The organism is Microbulbifer sp. MLAF003 (assembly GCF_030012965.1).
Classification (GTDB): Bacteria; Pseudomonadota; Gammaproteobacteria; order Pseudomonadales; family Cellvibrionaceae; genus Microbulbifer; species Microbulbifer variabilis.
Genome location: NZ_CP120232.1, coordinates 3,142,350 through 3,160,686, shown reverse-complemented (window position 1 = coordinate 3,160,686; position 18,337 = coordinate 3,142,350). Strand labels below are relative to the sequence as shown.

Genomic DNA, 18,337 nt, shown 5'->3' with positions numbered 1-18,337 from the left:
TATACCTGGTGTAGGAGAAGGCTTGGATGTAGCACGTATTGCTGCTGCCGCCGTTGTCGGGGGCACGATATCGGAGCTCACAGGAAGTAAATTCGCAAATGGCGCTATTACCTCTGGCTTTGGACAAGCTTATAATGGCAACTCTTACTGGGACGACGTTAGTGATGCACTAGAGGTTGCCGCAGATTTAGGAGCAAGCGCTGCTGAGTTTTTAGCGCCAACTGCGGCGAAGTGCGCTTCAGGTGGGTGCAGTTCAGCTGAATATGCGCAGGCTGTTGTTGAGGTAGGTTCTTATCTTGTTGGAGGAGGTGTTGCGGCAGTTGGCTTTAGAGCTGCGACGAAAGCGATCAAGCTTTACAAAGCTGGAAAAGTTTCGAGCGGCGCAAGCCAAACTCTAAGAGGGGCCGCTAATCCAAAAGTTAGGGCGGCGATTGAAAGAGGAAAGCAAGCTCATAGGGAGCTTGATCAAAAAGTAGCACAAAAGCCTGGATGGCAAGCTAACCCGCCGCTACGAGGGGCAGACGGGAAAATCCATAAACCGGATGTTGTTACGCCAAATGGTCGATTTATGGAGTTGAAGCCTAACACTCCTTCCGGGCGAAGAGCAGGAGCACGCCAGGCTCAGCGTTACCAAGAACAGCTCAGTATGAAAGGCAGAGTTATTTACTACGATCCTTAAAGAAGAGTTTATGAATAGAATAGAAAATTTGGCGAAGGGCTACCTTACGCCTTCGCTTAAAAAGAGCGGTTTTAAAAAGAAAAAGCTTTCTTGGAATAGGAACAGAGGCTCGTTTATCGATGTTATTGAAATACAAGAGTCAAAAGGTAGTGTGCATGGTTGCGAGCGCTTCACCATAAATATTGGCGTATTTATTCCAAGCTTTTATGAACTCGTGTGGAATGAGCCATATAAAGGTTTTGTAAAAGAAGTAGATTGCGTTGTCCGATTTCGCTTAGGTGCCTTACTACAAGAAGATTTTACTGGAAAGGCGTTGGATACGTGGTGGGATCTAGAGGCTGATGAGGATGTTGATAAAACTGGTGTTGAATTAAAGTCTGATCTTGAAGGCAAGGTTTTACCATTCCTAGATTCAATGTCTGATTTAAATCACCTGCATGACTTTATCGACGATATGGCTGGTTGGCAGCAGCAGTACCCTCTGATGCAAATTTATTTTGCATTGATAAAGAACTCCTTAGGTGACAAAGAGTGCTCTGTTAATATTTTGAATGATTTGATTTCAGGGAAAAATCAAGCATGGGCAGATCGGGCCAAAAAAGTGGCATCAGCATTACCGTAAGAGAGTTAATTCAGCTTTTAGACGGCTTAGAAATAATACTTAACTGCCAGTAAATAGATGGAATTAGATGAAATTTAAGGCGCGTCAGGCGCCTTTTTTGTGTAAGTGTGTCAGCGGGCTGTTCAGAGCAAACCAGTACGCCCGTTCAGGTGTGGCCAGCGTAGTGCAAATCCGCCTAGCCCGCGCATGATGCAGAACTGGCAACAATTAGTGAGAGTGCTGCACAAGCGATAGCAGGTAATCCGGACGGGGTTGCTCAATGGTTGCATGAAAAAGCTTACGGGATTTCCAAAAGGTATAAAGTGGAGCTTGGTGTTGGGGGGTATACTCATCCAGCTTCAGCCAGCAGGTTTCATTATTGGGGCTTAAAATGCCCTTTATTTTTTGGGATGGATATCTTTCGAATCAACAGAGTTTATATAAATTTACTTGTTCCTCATTCAATAACGCAATGAACAAAGCATTTCCAATTTCTTCAACTGATGCACAAATAGGGGGATTTATCAAAGGTGTAAAATCTAACAGAGGGGCCCCTATGTCTATAAGCCCTAGACCTTTGGTTCTATTGCTATTCTTTTGTAGTAGTGCTCTCGGATATGAGAGTCTAACCACTGAGGTTAATTTTTTCTCTTTAATGGCATCTCCGGCAAAATATAAAAATAGAGATGTTGATGTGGTTGGTGTGCTGGGGCTCGGATATGGACGAGAAGGGCATCTCTATTTCTCGAGGGAGCAGTATGAGGCAGGTATTACAAATAATGCCATTAAGGTAATCCTCCCAAAGGGGTTTCAATGCTCCGGGAGCTGCGGAAAATACTATCTTTTATCCGGTACGGTGAGGGTCGACAATGGAGGGCAGTTAAGGTTTATAGATGATGTGCAGTATATTGTTTGGGCTGGTAATTATCTGTGGCCGGCTGAGAGTAAGATAGAAGAAGAGAGTGATAGGTAGGCTTATATTTGGTGGTAAATGATAGTGCCAGTTGAGTGTTATAGTAAGATGTTTAGGGCTCTCAGGTTTTTCTGAAGCCCTTTCTCCATTCCTTATTGCTTTCCCTATATATAAGCAAAAAACAATTACCGCATACGTAGTCTGACAAATTCAGCTGCACTACCTATGCAAGAATCACTTGTCTGGAAGTCGATCGTACGGTTTGCCGCCTGTGCTGCTAGGGCGATAGATAGCGCGTGGGAACAGTAAGAATTTTCCGTTGAACAGGCTATGATGGCATTGTACTTGGCGCAGGACGGTTGCTTATTCATTGATTCCATCAAGTGGATATAAACCATATTGCCACTAAGAGCCTCTACCAGGCGAACAGCCTTATCTTCGTCATCCAGTGCAAAGGCGCTGGTGGAGATGGCTGATAATACACACAGGCCGGCTAATTTTTTGATTGTGGTTTTGAATTTCATTTTTTACTCGTTAGTAGTTGGTTTTTCTGTAATTGGTTATTGGAATTTTGCTGGAAAATTGGCATTACGAGCTAATAGAGGGTGCTCGGTTGCCCCAGTCTTTAATTGGTGAGAATCCAGTTTAACTTACCCAGTAGTTCTGAAAATGTCCCTCTAGGTGTCATACTAATCTCAAATACCGTTTCACTTATCGGGTGCATAATTTTAAGTTTGGATGCATGCAGTAACAATCGTGTGCAATCATATTGTCTGGCAAAAAACCGATTGTGTGAAGACTTTCCATATTTGGGACAACCGATAAGTGGGTGGTGGATATGCTTGAAGTGCCTGCGGATCTGGTGGCGGCGGCCGGTTTTTAGTTGGATTTCAACCAGGGAGTAACGGCTGGTGGGGTATCGATCTACTTCATAGGGCAGCTCAACGGTATCCAGTCGGCGGTATAGGGTGATTGCTGACTTGCGTGGTAGATCAGTTTTGGGGCGCTTGCGTTGATGTTTGAAATCTGCGACAGGTGGTAGAGGGTAGTCGATAACTCCCTGTTCAGGGCAATAGCCCCGGCATACTGCGAGGTATTTTTTGATGGAGTTTTCGCTTTCCAGCTGTTGCTGTAAAAGGGTGGCCATCTCACTACTTTTGCCAAAGATAATAACTCCAGAAGTAGGCTTGTCCAGGCGATGTACGGGATACAGGCGGTGACCGCTTAAGTCCCGCAGGTATTGAAGTAAAATGCGATTTTCGCTGTGGTCTATTTCTGAGCGGTGCACGAGCCAGCCCTCTGGTTTAAAGGCTGCCAGAAGGTAGTCATCCTCGAAAATGATTTCAGGTTCGTTGTTCATCCGCTAATAATATTTACCATATCGCAGGGGCATTGTATGGCGGTATGGCAATCATTGCATCTGGGGGTGTTGAGCTGCCTTCTTCTAAGGTTGTGGGGAATAATTTTCTAATAAATAATAAGGTTTAAGGTTGACATGCCTGAATTAGTGAATAAACTGCAGGGGTAGTTTAGTAACCACCTAGTTAAACGTGGACAGCAACCACGAAGGAGCCATGAAATGCGAAATGTAGATATCAGCAACCTGTTTTTTTGATCGCTTTTCATGTGCACTTGCTTGAAAAGTGATTGAGCTTTTCAAGCCGGAATTCTTAAGAGCCCTGGCATTTGCCGGGGCTTTTTTGTTTAGGGCTTTGGAGAGCTTTTAATGATTTATTGGATCAATCCAAGGACTCTATATGCCTGTAAAAATTGTACTTAATAAAAACGCATCTTCAGGTAGTGTGCCGGTAAAAATATTTACCGATAAGGTTGAGCCGGCTGCTTTAGAACAGCTAAAGAATATTGCTCAATTGCCCATTATTCATTCCCATGTGGCGGCAATGCCGGATGTTCACTTGGGGCGAGGGGCGACAGTTGGTTCGGTGATTCCTACGTTTAGTGCAGTCATACCATCCGCAGTAGGTGTGGATATTGGCTGCGGCATGAATGCGGTGCGAACTTCGTTGCATGCCCATCAGTTGCCAGACAGCCTAAAAGCATTGCGGGAGGCCATTGAGGTGAAAGTACCCGTTGGACGGGGTCGTCATAAGATGATTACTGCCAGGGAATCTGCCTGCAAAATATTAGCTCCCGGTGTAGATAGGTTGTTTGAAAAGCATCCTGGGCTTATGAAGAAGTTGCGTCAGCCCCAGAAAACCTGGGTTACCCAAATGGGGACATTGGGTGGAGGCAATCACTTTATTGAAATTTGTCTGGATGAGAGTAATGCGGTGTGGGTGATGCTACATTCCGGCAGCCGAGGTATTGGTAGTGCAATTGGAGAGCATTTTATTCAATTGGCACGCCGGGATATGGCTGGAAATATGCAAAATATGCCAGATAGGGACCTGGCATATTTTTCTGAGGGAAGTAGCCACTTCAATGATTACATTGAAGCTGTAAATTGGGCACAGGAGTACGCCAGGTTAAACCGGCAGGAAATGATGAAGCTTGTGTTGAATAGCCTGGGGGCTTACGTGCCGAAGTTTACCTTAACGTCAGAGGCTATTAACTGCCACCATAATTACGTAGTGCGCGAGCGCCACTTCGAACGGGATGTCTATGTGACACGTAAGGGGGCGATCAGTGCCCAAAAGGATCAGATGGGGATTATTCCCGGTTCGATGGGGGCGAAATCATTTATTGTTCGTGGGCGTGGAAATCCCGAATCCTTTTGCTCCTGTGCCCATGGTGCTGGCCGTAAAATGAGTCGCACCTCGGCTCGTCAGCGATTTACTCGAGGCGATCTTGAGTCTCAGACGCATGGCGTAGAATGCAGAAAGGATAAAGGTGTGATTGATGAGATACCCGCTGCCTATAAGGATATTGATGAGGTGATGAATAATCAGCTGGATTTGGTTGATGTGGTACATACGCTGCGCCAAGTGATTTGCATAAAAGGGTAGGCTTGACTGGTTCACCCTTTATGAGAACTTTGAAAAATAATGGATTTTAATTTTATGAGTGCTATTGAATTCAATTTGACAATGAATTTACCTGTCGAGTTTCCTCGGCTTTTATCGTTGATTAGGCAAGGCCAAATACTATGAAAAAATACACCCCTAAGAAAGTCGCCAAGCCTCGTAATTACGTGGCTTGTAATCCACTGCTAAAAAAAGGTGGTGCCCACACTAAGGCTAAGTCGGGCGCTCGCTTTAAAAGTAAGCAAAAAATGTTAAAGGAGGCGCGGGAGCGGAGTAGCTCCCGCGACTATTTGAGGCTATTTCACTTCCTTGACGCCTCCCTGCAATTTGTTCCCCTCTAACCCTGGTTTCTCTTTTTACTGATCGGCTTGTGGCCAACTAGGTAGCGGTTCTAGGTAGACCCAGCGTTTTTTATAGAGCTTAAATAGTGATATCTCATGGATCACATGCTCTTGATCATTCTCCGTATACCAGGCTTTAAATTCCACTACAGACTTCTTCAGCCCTGCTTTGCTTTTAATAACTTCGAGGCGTGTCCATTGAGTCTCCAGATCGTCCGCATTGAGACCCGGGTAAGTTTCTGGGTGCCATGTTTTTCGTAGGTATGCCAGGTTTCCCATCGCATAGGCACTGTAGCGACTGCGCATCAGGGATTCTGCCATTTTCGGGTAGGCCTGCCCAGACAGGTAGAGGTTACAGCAGGCTTTGAACTTTTTTCCCGAGCCGCAAGGGCAGGGCTGTTCCGTCATAAATTACTCCAGTTTCAAACCGCATAAGATGTCCAGCTGGTCATCATAGGCTTTGTAAACACTTTTTAACCTTGCTTGACGCTGGCAGAGGGTAGCATGGCTTGACGTTTTCCTGGGGGCGGTAAGATACCGACCAGCCGGTTGGTTTGGTTGAAGATGCTTGGGAGGTCATGTGTCGAGAGTCGACAAAGCTGCCATAGTCCGTGCGGCGGAAGAGGTAGTTCGAGAAAAAGGGGCGCGAAAGCTCACCCTGGACGCAGTTGCTGCCCAGTGTGGTTTGAGTAAGGGTGGGCTTATCCATCACTTTCGTACCAAACAGTCACTGCTGAAGGCGATGCTGGAGGCCGCGATTGCCAGGGAGGATGCCAGTGCAGAGACTTTCGCCGCCGCTGGTGACGATGTGTTGGCGTCACGGCTTAAAGCGATTTTCGAGCTGATGGAAGATGATGAGGGGCTGCCGCGAGCGTTGATTGCGGCAGTCGCAGAAGATCCCGCCCTGCTTGAGCCGGTCAAGTGTAACGTTATCGAAATGCGCGGTGAAATTGACAGCTCATACGGTGACCCTGAACTTGCCCAGTTATTGATTCTTGCTGCCCAAGGTATGTTCCTGGGGCGGGTGCTGGGTGTTATGGAGTCCGAGGACCCAATGTTTTCCCGCCTGCGCGAACGGCTGCTGATGTTGTCGGCAGAGCTTACCTGAATACCTGATCTTCAGTTAAATAATTTATTGGATAGTGAAATATGAAATTGTCGGTAAATTCTCGCATCTCCCTTGCCTTGGTGGTAGCGGCAGCGGCGATTCTTGCGGGGTGCTCTGGTTCTGAGGCGGATGAACAGCAGGTTGAGCGCTTGTGGCCGGTAAAAGTGGCTACGGTCACCAATGTGGCGGAAGTGGCGGATCGCCAGTTTGCCGGTCGTGTAAAGGCGGTCCAGAGTGTGGATCTCTCCTTCCAGGTTGGTGGCAAGTTAGACAAGTTGAGTATCAGGGAAGGGGAAATTATTCCTAAGGGAACCCTGATTGCTGAGTTGGATGATCGGGATTATCGCCGTCGAGTGAAGGAAGCCAAAGTAAACGTGGAGTTGCTGGAAAAAACCTTGAAGCGGCAGCGCTCCCTGGCGGGATCGAAGGTCATTTCTCAGCAGCAACTGGATGAAACAGAAAGTAACTTTGATCTGGCAAAAGTAACATTGGAAAAGGCAGAACAGGATTTGGCCTATACCCAATTGCGAGTGCCTTTTGATGCATTGGCAACTCGACAGTTGGTAGAGAATTACACCAATGTGCAGCCGGGCCAGGCAATTGTTCGGTTGCAAAACATCTCTGAGGTGCGTATTCAGATTTCTGTGCCGGAAAAATTGTTGGCTACAGGAAATGAAGATCAAATCAGCTCTATCACAGCGGAGTTCGAGTTCCTACCCGGTCAAAAGTTTGAACTCAAATACCGTGAGCACCAGGCTGAAGCCGATAGTGTAACCCAGACTTATGTGGTTGAGCTGGGTATGCCCCGCCCCGAAAATGTACAAATTCTTCCAGGCATGACAGCTCGTGTGAACGTAAAGCTGAAAGAAGCTACCGGGGATTTCTGGATTCCATTGGCAGCAGTACAGACTGGTGCTGAAGGTAATCCATATGTGTGGCAGATTAACGAAGATCAATCAGTATCCAGGGTACAGGTGGCGCTTGGCCAGACCAATGGAGAAGCGGTTCAGATTACGGATGGTCTCACCCCTGCGATGAAGCTGGTGGCTGCGGGAGGTCAACATCTTTATGACGGTGCAAAAGTACGCAACTATGCACAACGTTAATTTTCAAATGACCTCAGGCCCTGGCAAGAGTGGGGAAGTATCGTGAAGATTTCTGATGTATTTATTCAGCGCCCAGTGTACAGCTGGTTATTGATGCTGATCTGTCTTGTAGGTGGGATCTGGGCATTGTCGGATATTGGCCGACTAGAAGACCCAGCATTTACCATTAAAGAAGCGCGGGTATTTACTCTCTATCCGGGCGCAAGCGCGCAGCGGGTAGAAGAGGAGGTAACGGAAAAATTAGAGGTTGCGATCCAACAGATGGGACAGCTGGACAAAGTGACCTCAACTTCCAGTCCGGGCATGTCGGAAATTCGCGTCCAGATAAAGGATCAATACGCTTCGGAAGAGCTGGCGCAAGTCTGGGATGAACTGCGTCGGAAGGTTAACGATGCCCAGCGTGAGTTGCCCAGTGGCGCCATGCAATCCGTGGTTAATGATGACTTCGGCGAGGTTTATGGTATTTACTATGCGGTAACCGGTGATGGTTTTTCGCTGACAGAAATGCGCGAAATTACTAAAGCAATTCGTCGCGAGCTACTGAGTGTTGAGGGGGTAGCGAAGGTTTCCCGCTCCGGCATTATCGATGAAGTGGCCTATTTGGATATAGACGAATCGCGCCTTGCTCAGTTCGGCTTCTCGCTTGATGACCTGGCCCAGGTACTGCAGGTGGAAAGTTCCACCCAGCGTGTAGGTGAAATAGAAGGTCAGGACCTCCGAACTCGTATCGTGGTCGACAATCCAGCCAGTGATCTTGAATCCGTTCAGAATATTCTCGTGGGTGTACCGGGCTCTACTGCGATGTTGGCAGTACGGGATATTGCGGATGTATCCCTCGGTTATGACGAGAACCCGAACTTTATTGCACGATTTAATGGTAAGCCGGCCATTTTGATTGGTGTGGCCGGAGCTGAAAATACAAATATCGTAAACGTGGGAACGGCAGTGGAAGCCAAGCTCAATGAGCTTAAGCTGGGTTTGCCTCTCGGGGTAGAAATCCAGCCGGTTTATGAGCAGCACAAAGTGGTTGAGGAGAGTGTCGACGGTTTTCTTTTTAACCTGATCTCCTCGGTAGTGATTGTTACTCTGGTCCTATGCCTATTTATGGGTTGGCGCTCAGGTGTAGTAGTTGGTGTGGTACTGGGGCTGACCGTGCTCGGTACTGTACTGATTATGAACCTGTTTGGTTTGAACCTTCAGCGTATTTCCCTGGGTGCCCTGATTATCGCCATGGGTATGTTGGTAGATAATGCTATTGTAGTTGCTGAAGGCATGCTGATGGGGGTGCAGAAAAAAGAAGCACCACAGAATGCTGCTCGCCGTGTAGTTCGCCAAACTTTCTGGCCACTTTTAGGCGCCACCATTATTGGGATCATGGCTTTCTCCGGTATTGGCCTTTCCGATGATGCCACCGGTGAATTCCTCTTCTCGCTGTTCGCTGTGATTGGTATCTCACTATTGTTGAGTTGGATTTTGGCAATCACTATTACTCCTTACCTTGGCTACCACTTGTTCAAGCCGGGTAAGAATGCTGATAGTGAAGACCCTTACAGTGGCCGTTTTTACCGTATGTATGCGGGAGTCCTATCCGGTGCCCTGAATCGCCGGGGGGCACTATCGCTTTGCTGGTTGTCGTGACCATGGTCAGTTATTTTGGCTTTGGTTTTGTCAAGCAGGGTTTCTTCCCTAACTCCAATGCTCCGCTTTTCTACGTGAATTATCTCCTGCCCCAGGGCAGTGATATTAATCGCACAGAAAATGCGCTGCAAAAAGCTACAGACTATTTATTGGAGCAGGAAGAAGTAGTTTCGGTGACTGCGGTTGCCGGTAGCGGTGCGGACCGCTTTATGCTGACCTATGCCCCAGAGCCACCTAATTCTGCCTATGGCCAGCTGATTGTGCGCACAGAGAATCGCGAGCAAATTGCTGGCCTGATAGACCGGGCTAAAGCAGAGTTGCGGGATTCCCAGCCGGAAGCGCTTATCACCTTTAAACGCCTGGTATTTGGTCCGGGTGGTGGTGCCGATGTGGAAGTGCGTATTTCCGGCCACGATTTCAACACCCTGCGTGCGCTCGCCGAAAATACTGAGCAGCTTTTCCGGGAAAATGGTCTGAAGGATATCCGCCATAACTGGCGTGGCCGAGAGCCCACGATTCGTGCCCATCTCGATAATGAACGGGCTCGTGTCGCTGGTGTCACGAATACGGATATCAGCCGAACTATCCAGTTTGCGACTGCCGGTTATCGTGTAGGGGATTTTGAAAGTGGCGACCGTATTATCCCGATTGTCGCGCGCATGCCTGAAGGTGATCGCAATCAGGTTGGCTCCCTGCAGGATCGCTTGGTGTGGAGTCCGAATGAGCAGGGCTATATTCCAGCGGGGCAATTGGTCAAAGACTTTGCGACTACCGCTGAGGAAGGTCTGATCCAGCGTCGCGACCGGGTCCCGACAATAACGATCAGTGCCGAGGCCCCGGAGGGAGTCACCGCTATGGCCGCCTTTAATCGTATTCGCGCAGGGGTTGAGGGTATGCCTTTGCCCCCGGGTTACCATACAGAGTTCGGCGGTGAATATGAGAGCTCTACGGATGCACAGAAGTCATTGGGTAAAGGGTTGCCGCTGGGATTCCTGATTATGATCCTGGTATCGATCCTGCTGTTTGGCACCGTACGCGAGCCGCTGATTATCTGGTTGGTGGTGCCCATGTCTCTGGTGGGTGTGGTGGTAGGCCTGCTGCTGACAGGCTTGCCGTTTGGCTTTATGTCACTTCTCGGCGTATTGAGCCTATCTGGTATGTTGATTAAAAATGCGGTGGTATTGGTGGATGAAATTGAGGTGCAGACTGAAGCTGGCCTGCCACGGTTGACGGCAATTCAACGCGCCAGTGTTAGTCGTTTGCGCCCGGTATTTCTGGCTGCAGTGACAACTATTTTGGGTATGTCCCCGTTATTATTTGATGCATTCTTTGCCGATATGGCAGTGACCATTATGGGCGGACTGGGCTTTGCAACGGTACTAACCCTGATTGCTGTGCCGGTGTTTTATGCGGTCTTCCATAAGGTGAAGCCCACGGAGGTGCTGGGTTCAGAAGAAGGCTCGAAAAAGAAACTGGAGTCGCAGCCCAGTTCGGAGCCAGTATCTGCCTAATCAGGTAAAAGCTGGGTAAAGCTGGCTCAATTGAATAGACAAAATTGGGGCGCAGAAAGGATAACTTTTTGCGCCTTTTTTGTTTTCGAAAAACTCCTTTCTGATTTCACTGGCAACTTCCCTGTGCTTTTGTCGTGAAATCTAATTTGATGGGAGATCTGCGAACCAAAATTTGACAGAGGTAATATTCAAAAGCAGGGTTTTCAAGTAGGCTAGTAGCTGGATTTGATTGGTAGTAGTTGTATGAGTGTTCGATCAATTTCAAAACAGTTTACAGTGATCTGTTTCTTGTTTTTCAGTGTTACCGCACTTGCTGCACCCTACGAGCGGGCCGAATGGCTGCCACGTTGGTCAGACTTCGATAGTGACTGCCAGGATACCCGCCATGAGCTGTTAATCCGCTTTTCCCTATCCCCGGTTACCTATACCCGCAGTAACGGTTGTAAGGTGGATACCGGTTTATGGTTGGATCCCTATACCGGCAATTTTTACAGCAGGGCATCAGACCTGGATGTGGAGCATATAGTACCGTTGAAGTGGGCACATGATCACGGCGGGGCAGCTTGGAGCCGTGAGAAGAAAAGAAGATTTGCCGAAGATATTGAGAATCTGTGGTTAGTGGATGATGGGCGCAACCAGAGTAAGGGGCACAAAGGGCCTGATGAGTGGATGCCCCCTTACGAGCCTGTTGGCAAAATTTATGTTCAGCGCTTTATTTCCATTGTAGAAAAGTATGGATTGCGCTTGAGTATTGCTGAATCCAAACAGCTCCGTGCACTGGCAGGTGATAGCTAGGGCAAAAGAGATATTTTGCCTGTCATAGCGGCGGGATTTCGTATAGCATTTTCGCTTTATGGGTAATACGGCGAATATGCAGGGAAGACAACGATTACTAATTGAGTATTTTCGCCGCTGTTATCAGGCCGATAGCCACGATCTGTCGCTTTCAAATATTGCTCGACTGGCCGAAAACCGCTGTTCGTTCATTGCTGAACAGGATTACCTGAGTAGCGGTGAGTTACACAGGGTTCCGTTACTGGATGCCTCTGCCACAAAGCTGATAGAGCTGACAGATGCTTACAGAAAAGAACGCCAGCTAATCTACACTAGTTTTTTTATTTGTGGCCAGCTTTTCAGTCAAAGCGGTGTAACAAACCAACGTAAGCTTTTTGCACCTCTTTTATATTTTCCCGCCCGGATTTATCGTGAAGATAATAGTTTCGTTGAGATCAATACCACCGATCTGCGAATTAATTTTCCTGTGCTTCGGCTAACTCTTAAGCCTGATATTGATCCTGAGGTGATGGGTTCTTTTCCACAGCTTCAGTTTCCTTTGGATTCCTCTCAATTGGCTGATGTAGGGCGCTGGATGCATGAACACAGCTTGCTCGGTGGTTTGGAGGAATTGGGTCGCTGGCCGAGTCTCCAGTCAGGAGCCCAGATTAGGGAAAAGACTAATGCCTCACAGCCAGAGCTAATCAGTGCCGCTGCAATAATCCTGGCTGATCGATCCAGAGGTTCACGTGGCGTTTTGCACGAGTTAGGGCAGCTGGCTTGTGAGCAAAATCTCCAGGTGCCGCTGCATTTAGTTTTGGGGGGAATCTGACAGCTTTATTGCAAGCTGCAGCGAACCCGAGATGTTACCTGGGCTATTGAGCCAGGCTCAGGAGCGAGCATTACGCAATGCGGCTCATTTCCCTCTTAGCCTTGTCTCTGGCCCACCGGGTACGGGAAAGAGCTTTACCATTGCAGCTATGGCTATAGACCAGATGTTGCATGGCGACGCTGTTTTGGTTGTGTCCAAAACACCAGAAGCCATTGATGTGGTAAGAAACAAATTACGTGAGAGCTATGGGCTCACTGAAGGCTACGTACATGCGGGGGAGCAGGGATTTACCCGCAGTTTGAAAGCGCACCTGGATACTCTGCTCAAGGAGGGTGTTGAGCCACCAAAAGAGAGTGCGGCCAAGTTGAGGCGCAGTTTGAAGGAGATTCGAAGATCACTTGGGAAAGCTGAGCGCCGTTTTTCGCGATCGCTACGGATAGCAAAATTTTTGGGGCCTGCAGGTATGGGGGCTTGGCTGGCTCGCCTGGGTGAGTCGCTACTCCGGCGGCGGCTCAATATGGACGGACTGTGGGGATTACAAGAAGCTATCGGTCAACTGCGCCAGCGTTTTGAGCAGCAGGCTGCCAGCTATATTAATGCCTGTCGCAGGGAGAAACTTGTCCGGCTATTAAACAAAGAGAGAAGTAGCCTGGTTAAATTCCATCAGGCTCTGAGGGCAAGGACCTCTAAAACCCAGGCGGAACGATTTGCCAAGACTAACATGAATTTGGTCTTGCAAGCCTATCCTATTTGGCTGGCAAGCCTGGATGAACTCAACGAGATTTTGCCATTAATGCGCGGCATGTTCGATCTGGTAATTTTCGATGAGTCCACCCAGTGTGATATTTCAAGTGCGTTACCTGCACTGTACCGAGCCAAACGTGCGGTCGTGGTTGGTGATGGCAAGCAGCTGCGACATATTTCCTTCCTCCCGGTAAAGCAACAGCAGCGTCTATGGGGGAAGTCGTTCAGTGCGGAGAACTACCTGCATCTTACAGTTATCGGGATCAATCTCTTCTTGATCTGGTATCGGACAATCTGGCTAGCCAGGATGCGGTAACCCTGCTTGATGAGCATTATCGTAGCCAGCCAGAGCTGATAGCTTTCAGTAATCACGCTTTTTACGATGATCGACTCAAAATAATGCAGGCCCGCCCTGGGAGCACCCAGGAGCTGGCCCTCTCCTTCCACCCATTAGAGGGAAGGCGAGCCAAGACTGGTAGAAATAGGGTGGAAAAAGACTGGGTTATTGCTCAATTGCGTAATTATTTTGATCGCTATGATGACAATGCTTTGAAGCCTTCTATTGGTGTGTTGTCCCCATACAGGGAGCAGGTCGATTATTTGGACAAGGAAATTTCCAAGGCTTTTTCCGCAGCAAAACTGCGAAGTTTTTCGGTACGGGTTGCTACGCCCTATGGTTTTCAGGGGGAGGAGCGCGATGTAATGCTTCTTTCCCTTAGTCTTGATGACCAATCCCTGCGGGCGGCTGCTTATCTCAATCGTGCCGATATGTTTAATGTGGCCGTTACAAGGGCCAAGGAGGAACAGCGGGTAGCATACTCCATTAACCCTGAGCTGTTGCCTCCCGGGCATCTACTGCGTCGCTATTTATCCTTTGTACCAGCTAATCTGACGGTGATGCCAAGTTGGGAGTTTTCCTGTGATTTTGCCAGGGAGGTAAGCGCGGAGCTTGATGCGGAGGGTATCGCTCACTGGATTAACTTTCCTATTGCGGGTCAGCGAGTCGATGTGGTGTGTGAGTACCAGGGAGTGATCCTGGGGGTGGATCTTATTGGCTATCCGGGAGAACACCAGCAGCATTTCACCACCCAGGTTTACAAGATACTGCACCGGGCGGGAATTCGGGTTTTGCCTCTGCCTTACTTTAATTGGGTTGAGAACAAGCGGGCTTGTATCGAGCGTCTAATTGTAGAGCTTCGCGGAGCGTTGGTGGAGAGAGGCCAACAGCTGGCTTAGGCAATTAACCTGATTATGAAATGAAAGTTGCGCCGGGGCTGCTAGGCTTTAAGAAAGTCCAGTTTAAAGCCTTAATGAGTGCGCCTATGAAATTGTGGTTGTTGATTCCCTGCCTCTGGGTTTCTAGTGTGGCGGCTGTCGATATTATTGTTGTGGATGCGCAACAGCAGCAGGGTGTGCGAAGCCCAACCCTAAGTTTTTGCCAAGCGCGATTCTATGAAGAGGACAAGGGCAGGCTTTACTGTAACTGGGCAGTCAACTTTCGCTATGCCTGCTTTGTCTGGTGGCCGACCAATAAGATAATTCCGGCTGGAGCGAAGCTGGCTGAGCCAGTGGTTGTTGGCAAATGCGGTAATGGTGAGCCGGTATACAAGCTTCACCACTACTAGCAGAGTATTATTAACAGAGTGGTAATGGGCTCTAAAAGGGCGGTGCTGCACCCGAGCAAGTCTATTGAAATCAACCAGTTTTACCCAAGAATCTCTTGAGTTTTCATTCGGTGATCTGTCCCCTCGTTTCCCTGCTTAACCGGTCTGCCACTCAGGCTGAGGCAAGTGTGACCCAGTGTGCTGGCACCGGAATGAGGGAAGTGTTAGCTTTTGTCCTGCTCGGTATAGAGTCCTCGATCTTGCATTTCCCGCGCCTGTTTGAGGATTTCAGGCATGGCGCTGTCTTCAACAGATAAAGAATCAATGATGGCCGCCAGCAGATCAGCTGAAAACATGCATTTGCTCACTTTGCTACGCAAATTCTCAGTGGTCATTGAAATCCCTCTATCGGCCAGGGCCTGGGCCAGATCCCCGTAACGCATACCCTTCAAAGCCATAGAGGCGCGCACATAGCGGGCAATGGCCTGTTTGTAAGGAGCCAATGCTTGCTGATTGCCGAGGCTTTGCTTGTGGTCCATGGGCTCTACTCCGTTACAGTTGATATCACTATTGTGGTAAATACTATCCTTATGTGTATTATTTGCAACATAAGTTTGAAATAAGTTATTGACCGTCGTTTTTTTGATGCTATATTTGTGACCAATATTCCACAGCGAGGGAGTTGAGATGACCTGGAATCATGAAAACCTGCGCCAGTTGGCGGAAAACCACACTGGGTGGGTAGTCGAGTCTGAGGGTGACTGCCTCAGCATTTCTAACGATGAAGGTGTCGATGCGTTTGTCTACGTCGGGGAAAAGCAGATTGTTGTAGAGAGCATCCTGTTTCCAGTGAGCCAGGTTGATGATGTGGCTGCACTGAATGAGATGATTCTCCAGACACATCAGTTGGTTCCTTTGACGGCGATAGCCATCAAAAATATTGGCGGCCAGAGCTATTACGTTGCATTTGGTGCGCTGTCTGTGTCCAGCAAGGACGAAGTAGTTATCGAGGAAGTTGAAACCCTGTTTTCCAATGTGGGGGATTTCCTGGATTTGTATGCAGATCATTTTGAAATGGAGGGTGTAGCATGAGCCTGAGAAAAATCTGGACTGCCTTGAAAGGTGCGGTAAACGAGGGCACTGAAGCAGTTGCGGACAGCCAGTCTATCCGCATTCTCGACCAGGAATTGCGCGAGGCTAAGGCTGAATTGAAAGCTTGTGATGAGAACCTGACTAAGATCATGGCCAAGCGCAAGCTGGCCGAGAGCAAAGTGGAATCCTTACAGGCCGATATTGAGACTTACAGTACTCATGCTATCAGTGCCAGTGAGAAGGGCGATGACAGCCTGGCCCTGGAGTGTGCTGAGCGCGTTACTGAGCTTGAGGCCCAGTTGGAAACTGAGCAGAGCCTGCTGGAAGGCTTCCTGAACTCCGAGCGCTCACTGAAAGGCAATATTTCCAAAGCCAAGACCAATGTGCGCCGTATGGAACAGCAGATAGATCAGATCAAAGCGACTGAGTCCGTACAAAAAGCCCAGGTTGCTGTTTCCTCCCGTCACATGGGTGCTAACAGCAAGATCAAGACAGCCCTGGACAGCCTGGACCGGATTAAGAGCAAGCAGCAGGAGCGTGCAGCTGAATTGGAAGCGGCGGAAGAGCTGGCCACGGAGGAGAGCGGATCTAGCCTTGATGCCAAGCTGAAGGCGGCAGGCATCAAGCCCGGGGGCCAGGTCAGTGGTAGTGATAAACTGGCACAATTGCTGGCGAGCCGCGAAAAGGCCTGATCCAGTGCTGCTATTTAAAGTGCGACGCCTTCTGGCGTCGCTTTTTGTTAAGGCAAATATAACAACCATTCTCGTTGCCGTTCTGGGCTATGTGGTCGGCAGCTATCTGCTGCTGAGTGCTGCGGGAGAAAGCGAGATTATCGCTCCCGAAAACTTTATTTACTGGCTGGTGGTTACCGCATCGACGGTCGGCTATGGCGATTTCTCACCAGTTTCACCTGCAGGAAAAATCGTGGTGGCGGGCTGGGTGATACCGCTTGGACTGAGCCTGTTTGCGATGGTAGTTACCCGGGTAGGTTTTGCGGTTTCTGAGTTTGTGCATAGAGGAAAGAGAGGCTTGCGTATGACAAGTAATGTCAATCACACGGTCATTATCGGCTGGAACGGAACCCGAACTCTGCGCCTGATTGAACTTCTGCTCTCCAAGACCAATGGCACAACGTCTGAAATAGTGCTCTGTGTAGAGGCTGATATTGAAAACCCGATGCCTGGCAAAATTGATTTTGTGCGGGTTGAATCTTTCTCCCATATCGAGAGTATGCAGCGCGCCGGACTGGCAGAAGCCGCGAGAATTATTATCGACAACCCGTTAGATGATGTAACACTCACTACGGCTTTGTTCTGTGATAAGTACAGCCCTAATAGCCATAAAACTGCCTATTTCCAAGACGAAAATGTGGGTGAGTTACTGCGTGCGCACTGCCCGAATATCGAATGTATTCCCTCTGTAGCGGTAGAGCTTTTAGCCAAGTCTTCGCTGGACCCCGGTTCGGCACGTTTGCACCGCCAGCTTCTGGATAGTACTTATGGAATGACACAGTACAGTGTAGAGTATCGAGGGGAGCGGCCACTGCCGTTTGGTCCCCTGTTTGATCATTTCAAACAGGACTTGTCCGCAACACTGATCGCTGTCCGCCGCAAGGATGTAATAAAAATCGATGTGAATCCCGCGCTGACAGACCAGGTTAGTAACGGGGATATGCTGTACTACATCTCGGCCAAGCGGTTAGATGAAAAGCGCTGCTTCGATATAAAAATGAATGAAGGGGAAGGTATTGGTACATGTTTACCAAACTGATTAAAAAATTTAAGGGGAAGGAAGCTCCGGTAGTAAAAACGCCGGAGATTATGGGTTTGCGCCTGGGAGCCAGTTTTGAGTTGGACCCACTGGCAATTCGTCTGATCTTGGATGAACTCACCATTGAGTCCTGTTCCCCCACACAAATTATCAAAGCAGCTGGTGTGGTGGAGTTGGACGGTACATGGGTTTATCGCTTCTATACCGACGATGATGCTTGGTTGCAGGTAGTAGCTGAAGGTGGCCAGAGTGATGAGCATGTCGTGGATGTAAAGCTGTTTCACTTTTACGATACCCAGGATGTTTCTAGCCAGCAGGTTTGGGATACTCTGTTAAAAGAAAAGATAGGCGCTGCCAACTACCAGCTGGATGATCGTTCCTATAGCAGGGTATGGACCTCCACTGGTGATTACCACAATCCGGTGCACATGGCTGAAAAGACCTATGAAGAGGGCGGAGACTTCTCGCAAACGGATCAATTTACCATGCTGTTCGAACGCGAACTGTCTGATCAGCGCACTGAATCTCTGTTTCTCTCCGCTGAAGAAAAAGAAGAGAATGCTGGCTATTTAAGTCGTAGCCTAGTTATCAGTACCGGTATTACACTGACCCCCTCACAGCTGACTATTCACGGATAATA

General features: G+C 48.6%; 22 protein-coding genes. 18 read left to right on the top strand and 4 right to left on the bottom strand.

The features are described 5' to 3' along the window. Positions 1–22: 22 nt before the first annotated feature. The 3 genes from P3339_RS15050 to P3339_RS15040 all read left to right on the top strand — a co-directional run bounded on the left by P3339_RS15050 (position 23) and on the right by P3339_RS15040 (position 2,253). Positions 23–679 (top strand): hypothetical protein, encoded by a 657-nt coding sequence (locus tag P3339_RS15050; RefSeq protein WP_282951038.1) that lies wholly within the window; start codon positions 23–25, stop codon positions 677–679. A 10-nt stretch (positions 680–689) separates the two neighbouring features. Beyond that, a complete protein-coding gene (locus tag P3339_RS15045; RefSeq protein ID WP_282951037.1) occupies positions 690–1,301 on the top strand; it encodes a DUF4304 domain-containing protein in 612 nt (203 codons plus the stop codon). A gap of 370 nt (positions 1,302–1,671) precedes the next feature. After that, positions 1,672–2,253, top strand: coding sequence for a hypothetical protein (locus P3339_RS15040; RefSeq protein WP_282951036.1), 582 nt, complete (start codon positions 1,672–1,674; stop codon positions 2,251–2,253). Positions 2,254–2,378: 125 nt separating this feature from the next. On the opposite strand, the gene P3339_RS15035 is transcribed toward P3339_RS15040, so the two are convergent. Beyond that, positions 2,379–2,717, bottom strand: coding sequence for a hypothetical protein (locus tag P3339_RS15035; RefSeq protein ID WP_282951035.1), 339 nt, complete (start codon positions 2,715–2,717; stop codon positions 2,379–2,381). A gap of 101 nt (positions 2,718–2,818) precedes the next feature. Beyond that, entirely contained in the window at positions 2,819–3,553 is a 735-nt protein-coding gene (locus tag P3339_RS15030; RefSeq protein WP_282951034.1) for a pseudouridine synthase, read from the bottom strand. Between the two features lie 397 nt (positions 3,554–3,950). On the opposite strand from P3339_RS15030, the gene P3339_RS15025 reads away from it, so the two are divergent. Next, positions 3,951–5,159 (top strand): RtcB family protein, encoded by a 1,209-nt coding sequence (locus P3339_RS15025; RefSeq protein ID WP_282951033.1) that lies wholly within the window; start codon positions 3,951–3,953, stop codon positions 5,157–5,159. Between the two features lie 140 nt (positions 5,160–5,299). Further along, positions 5,300–5,518: a hypothetical protein gene (locus P3339_RS15020; RefSeq protein WP_020414850.1), complete on the top strand. Its 219-nt coding sequence runs from the start codon at positions 5,300–5,302 to the stop codon at positions 5,516–5,518. A 15-nt stretch (positions 5,519–5,533) separates the two neighbouring features. Here P3339_RS15020 and P3339_RS15015 read toward each other — a convergent pair whose 3' ends face one another. Next, positions 5,534–5,926, bottom strand: coding sequence for a YchJ family protein (locus P3339_RS15015; RefSeq protein WP_282951032.1), 393 nt, complete (start codon positions 5,924–5,926; stop codon positions 5,534–5,536). Between the two features lie 172 nt (positions 5,927–6,098). Between P3339_RS15015 and P3339_RS15010 the strand changes: the two genes are divergently transcribed. The 9 genes from P3339_RS15010 (at position 6,099) to P3339_RS14970 (ending at position 14,856) form a co-directional block, all read left to right on the top strand. After that, a complete protein-coding gene (locus tag P3339_RS15010; RefSeq protein WP_020414852.1) occupies positions 6,099–6,626 on the top strand; it encodes a TetR/AcrR family transcriptional regulator in 528 nt (175 codons plus the stop codon). A 41-nt stretch (positions 6,627–6,667) separates the two neighbouring features. Further along, positions 6,668–7,732, top strand: coding sequence for an efflux RND transporter periplasmic adaptor subunit (locus tag P3339_RS15005; RefSeq protein ID WP_020414853.1), 1,065 nt, complete (start codon positions 6,668–6,670; stop codon positions 7,730–7,732). 42 nt (positions 7,733–7,774) lie between these two features. After that, on the top strand, positions 7,775–9,370 hold the full coding sequence (locus P3339_RS15000; protein WP_282951031.1) for an efflux RND transporter permease subunit: 1,596 nt from the start codon (positions 7,775–7,777) through the stop codon (positions 9,368–9,370). Continuing rightward, complete coding sequence (locus tag P3339_RS14995) at positions 9,355–10,881, top strand: efflux RND transporter permease subunit (RefSeq protein WP_282951030.1); 1,527 nt, start codon at positions 9,355–9,357, stop codon at positions 10,879–10,881. Before P3339_RS15000 ends, P3339_RS14995 begins: the two co-directional genes overlap by 16 nt. A 243-nt stretch (positions 10,882–11,124) precedes the next feature. After that, positions 11,125–11,676 carry an HNH endonuclease family protein gene (locus tag P3339_RS14990; RefSeq protein ID WP_282951029.1) on the top strand — a complete coding sequence of 184 codons (552 nt, stop codon included), beginning with the start codon at positions 11,125–11,127 and terminating at the stop codon, positions 11,674–11,676. A 58-nt stretch (positions 11,677–11,734) separates the two neighbouring features. After that, complete coding sequence (locus tag P3339_RS14985) at positions 11,735–12,487, top strand: hypothetical protein (protein WP_282951028.1); 753 nt, start codon at positions 11,735–11,737, stop codon at positions 12,485–12,487. 46 nt (positions 12,488–12,533) lie between these two features. Further along, entirely contained in the window at positions 12,534–13,547 is a 1,014-nt protein-coding gene (locus P3339_RS14980; protein ID WP_282951027.1) for an AAA domain-containing protein, read from the top strand. Next, complete coding sequence (locus P3339_RS14975) at positions 13,442–14,467, top strand: DEAD/DEAH box helicase (RefSeq protein WP_282951026.1); 1,026 nt, start codon at positions 13,442–13,444, stop codon at positions 14,465–14,467. Before P3339_RS14980 ends, P3339_RS14975 begins: the two co-directional genes overlap by 106 nt. An 86-nt stretch (positions 14,468–14,553) precedes the next feature. Continuing rightward, on the top strand, positions 14,554–14,856 hold the full coding sequence (locus tag P3339_RS14970; RefSeq protein ID WP_157533678.1) for a hypothetical protein: 303 nt from the start codon (positions 14,554–14,556) through the stop codon (positions 14,854–14,856). Between the two features lie 203 nt (positions 14,857–15,059). Here the strand turns inward: P3339_RS14970 and P3339_RS14965 are convergent, their stop codons facing one another. Beyond that, positions 15,060–15,374, bottom strand: a complete 315-nt coding sequence (locus P3339_RS14965; protein ID WP_020414858.1) for a DUF6471 domain-containing protein — start codon at positions 15,372–15,374, stop codon at positions 15,060–15,062. A 148-nt stretch (positions 15,375–15,522) separates the two neighbouring features. Between P3339_RS14965 and P3339_RS14960 the strand changes: the two genes are divergently transcribed. Genes P3339_RS14960 through P3339_RS14945 form a run of 4 tightly spaced genes read left to right on the top strand, consistent with a single transcriptional unit; the run spans position 15,523 to position 18,335 of the window. After that, a complete protein-coding gene (locus P3339_RS14960) occupies positions 15,523–15,927 on the top strand; it encodes a DUF2170 family protein (RefSeq protein ID WP_020414859.1) in 405 nt (134 codons plus the stop codon). Next, on the top strand, positions 15,924–16,619 hold the full coding sequence (locus P3339_RS14955; protein WP_020414860.1) for a PspA/IM30 family protein: 696 nt from the start codon (positions 15,924–15,926) through the stop codon (positions 16,617–16,619). The genes P3339_RS14960 and P3339_RS14955 overlap by 4 nt, the downstream gene beginning before the upstream one ends. 4 nt (positions 16,620–16,623) lie before the next feature. Next, the gene (locus P3339_RS14950; RefSeq protein ID WP_282951025.1) at positions 16,624–17,697 is read left to right on the top strand and encodes a potassium channel family protein; all 1,074 of its coding nucleotides are present in this window, start codon (positions 16,624–16,626) and stop codon (positions 17,695–17,697) included. Then, positions 17,682–18,335, top strand: coding sequence for a YjfK family protein (locus tag P3339_RS14945; RefSeq protein ID WP_020414862.1), 654 nt, complete (start codon positions 17,682–17,684; stop codon positions 18,333–18,335). The genes P3339_RS14950 and P3339_RS14945 overlap by 16 nt, the downstream gene beginning before the upstream one ends. Positions 18,336–18,337: the final 2 nt, after the last annotated feature.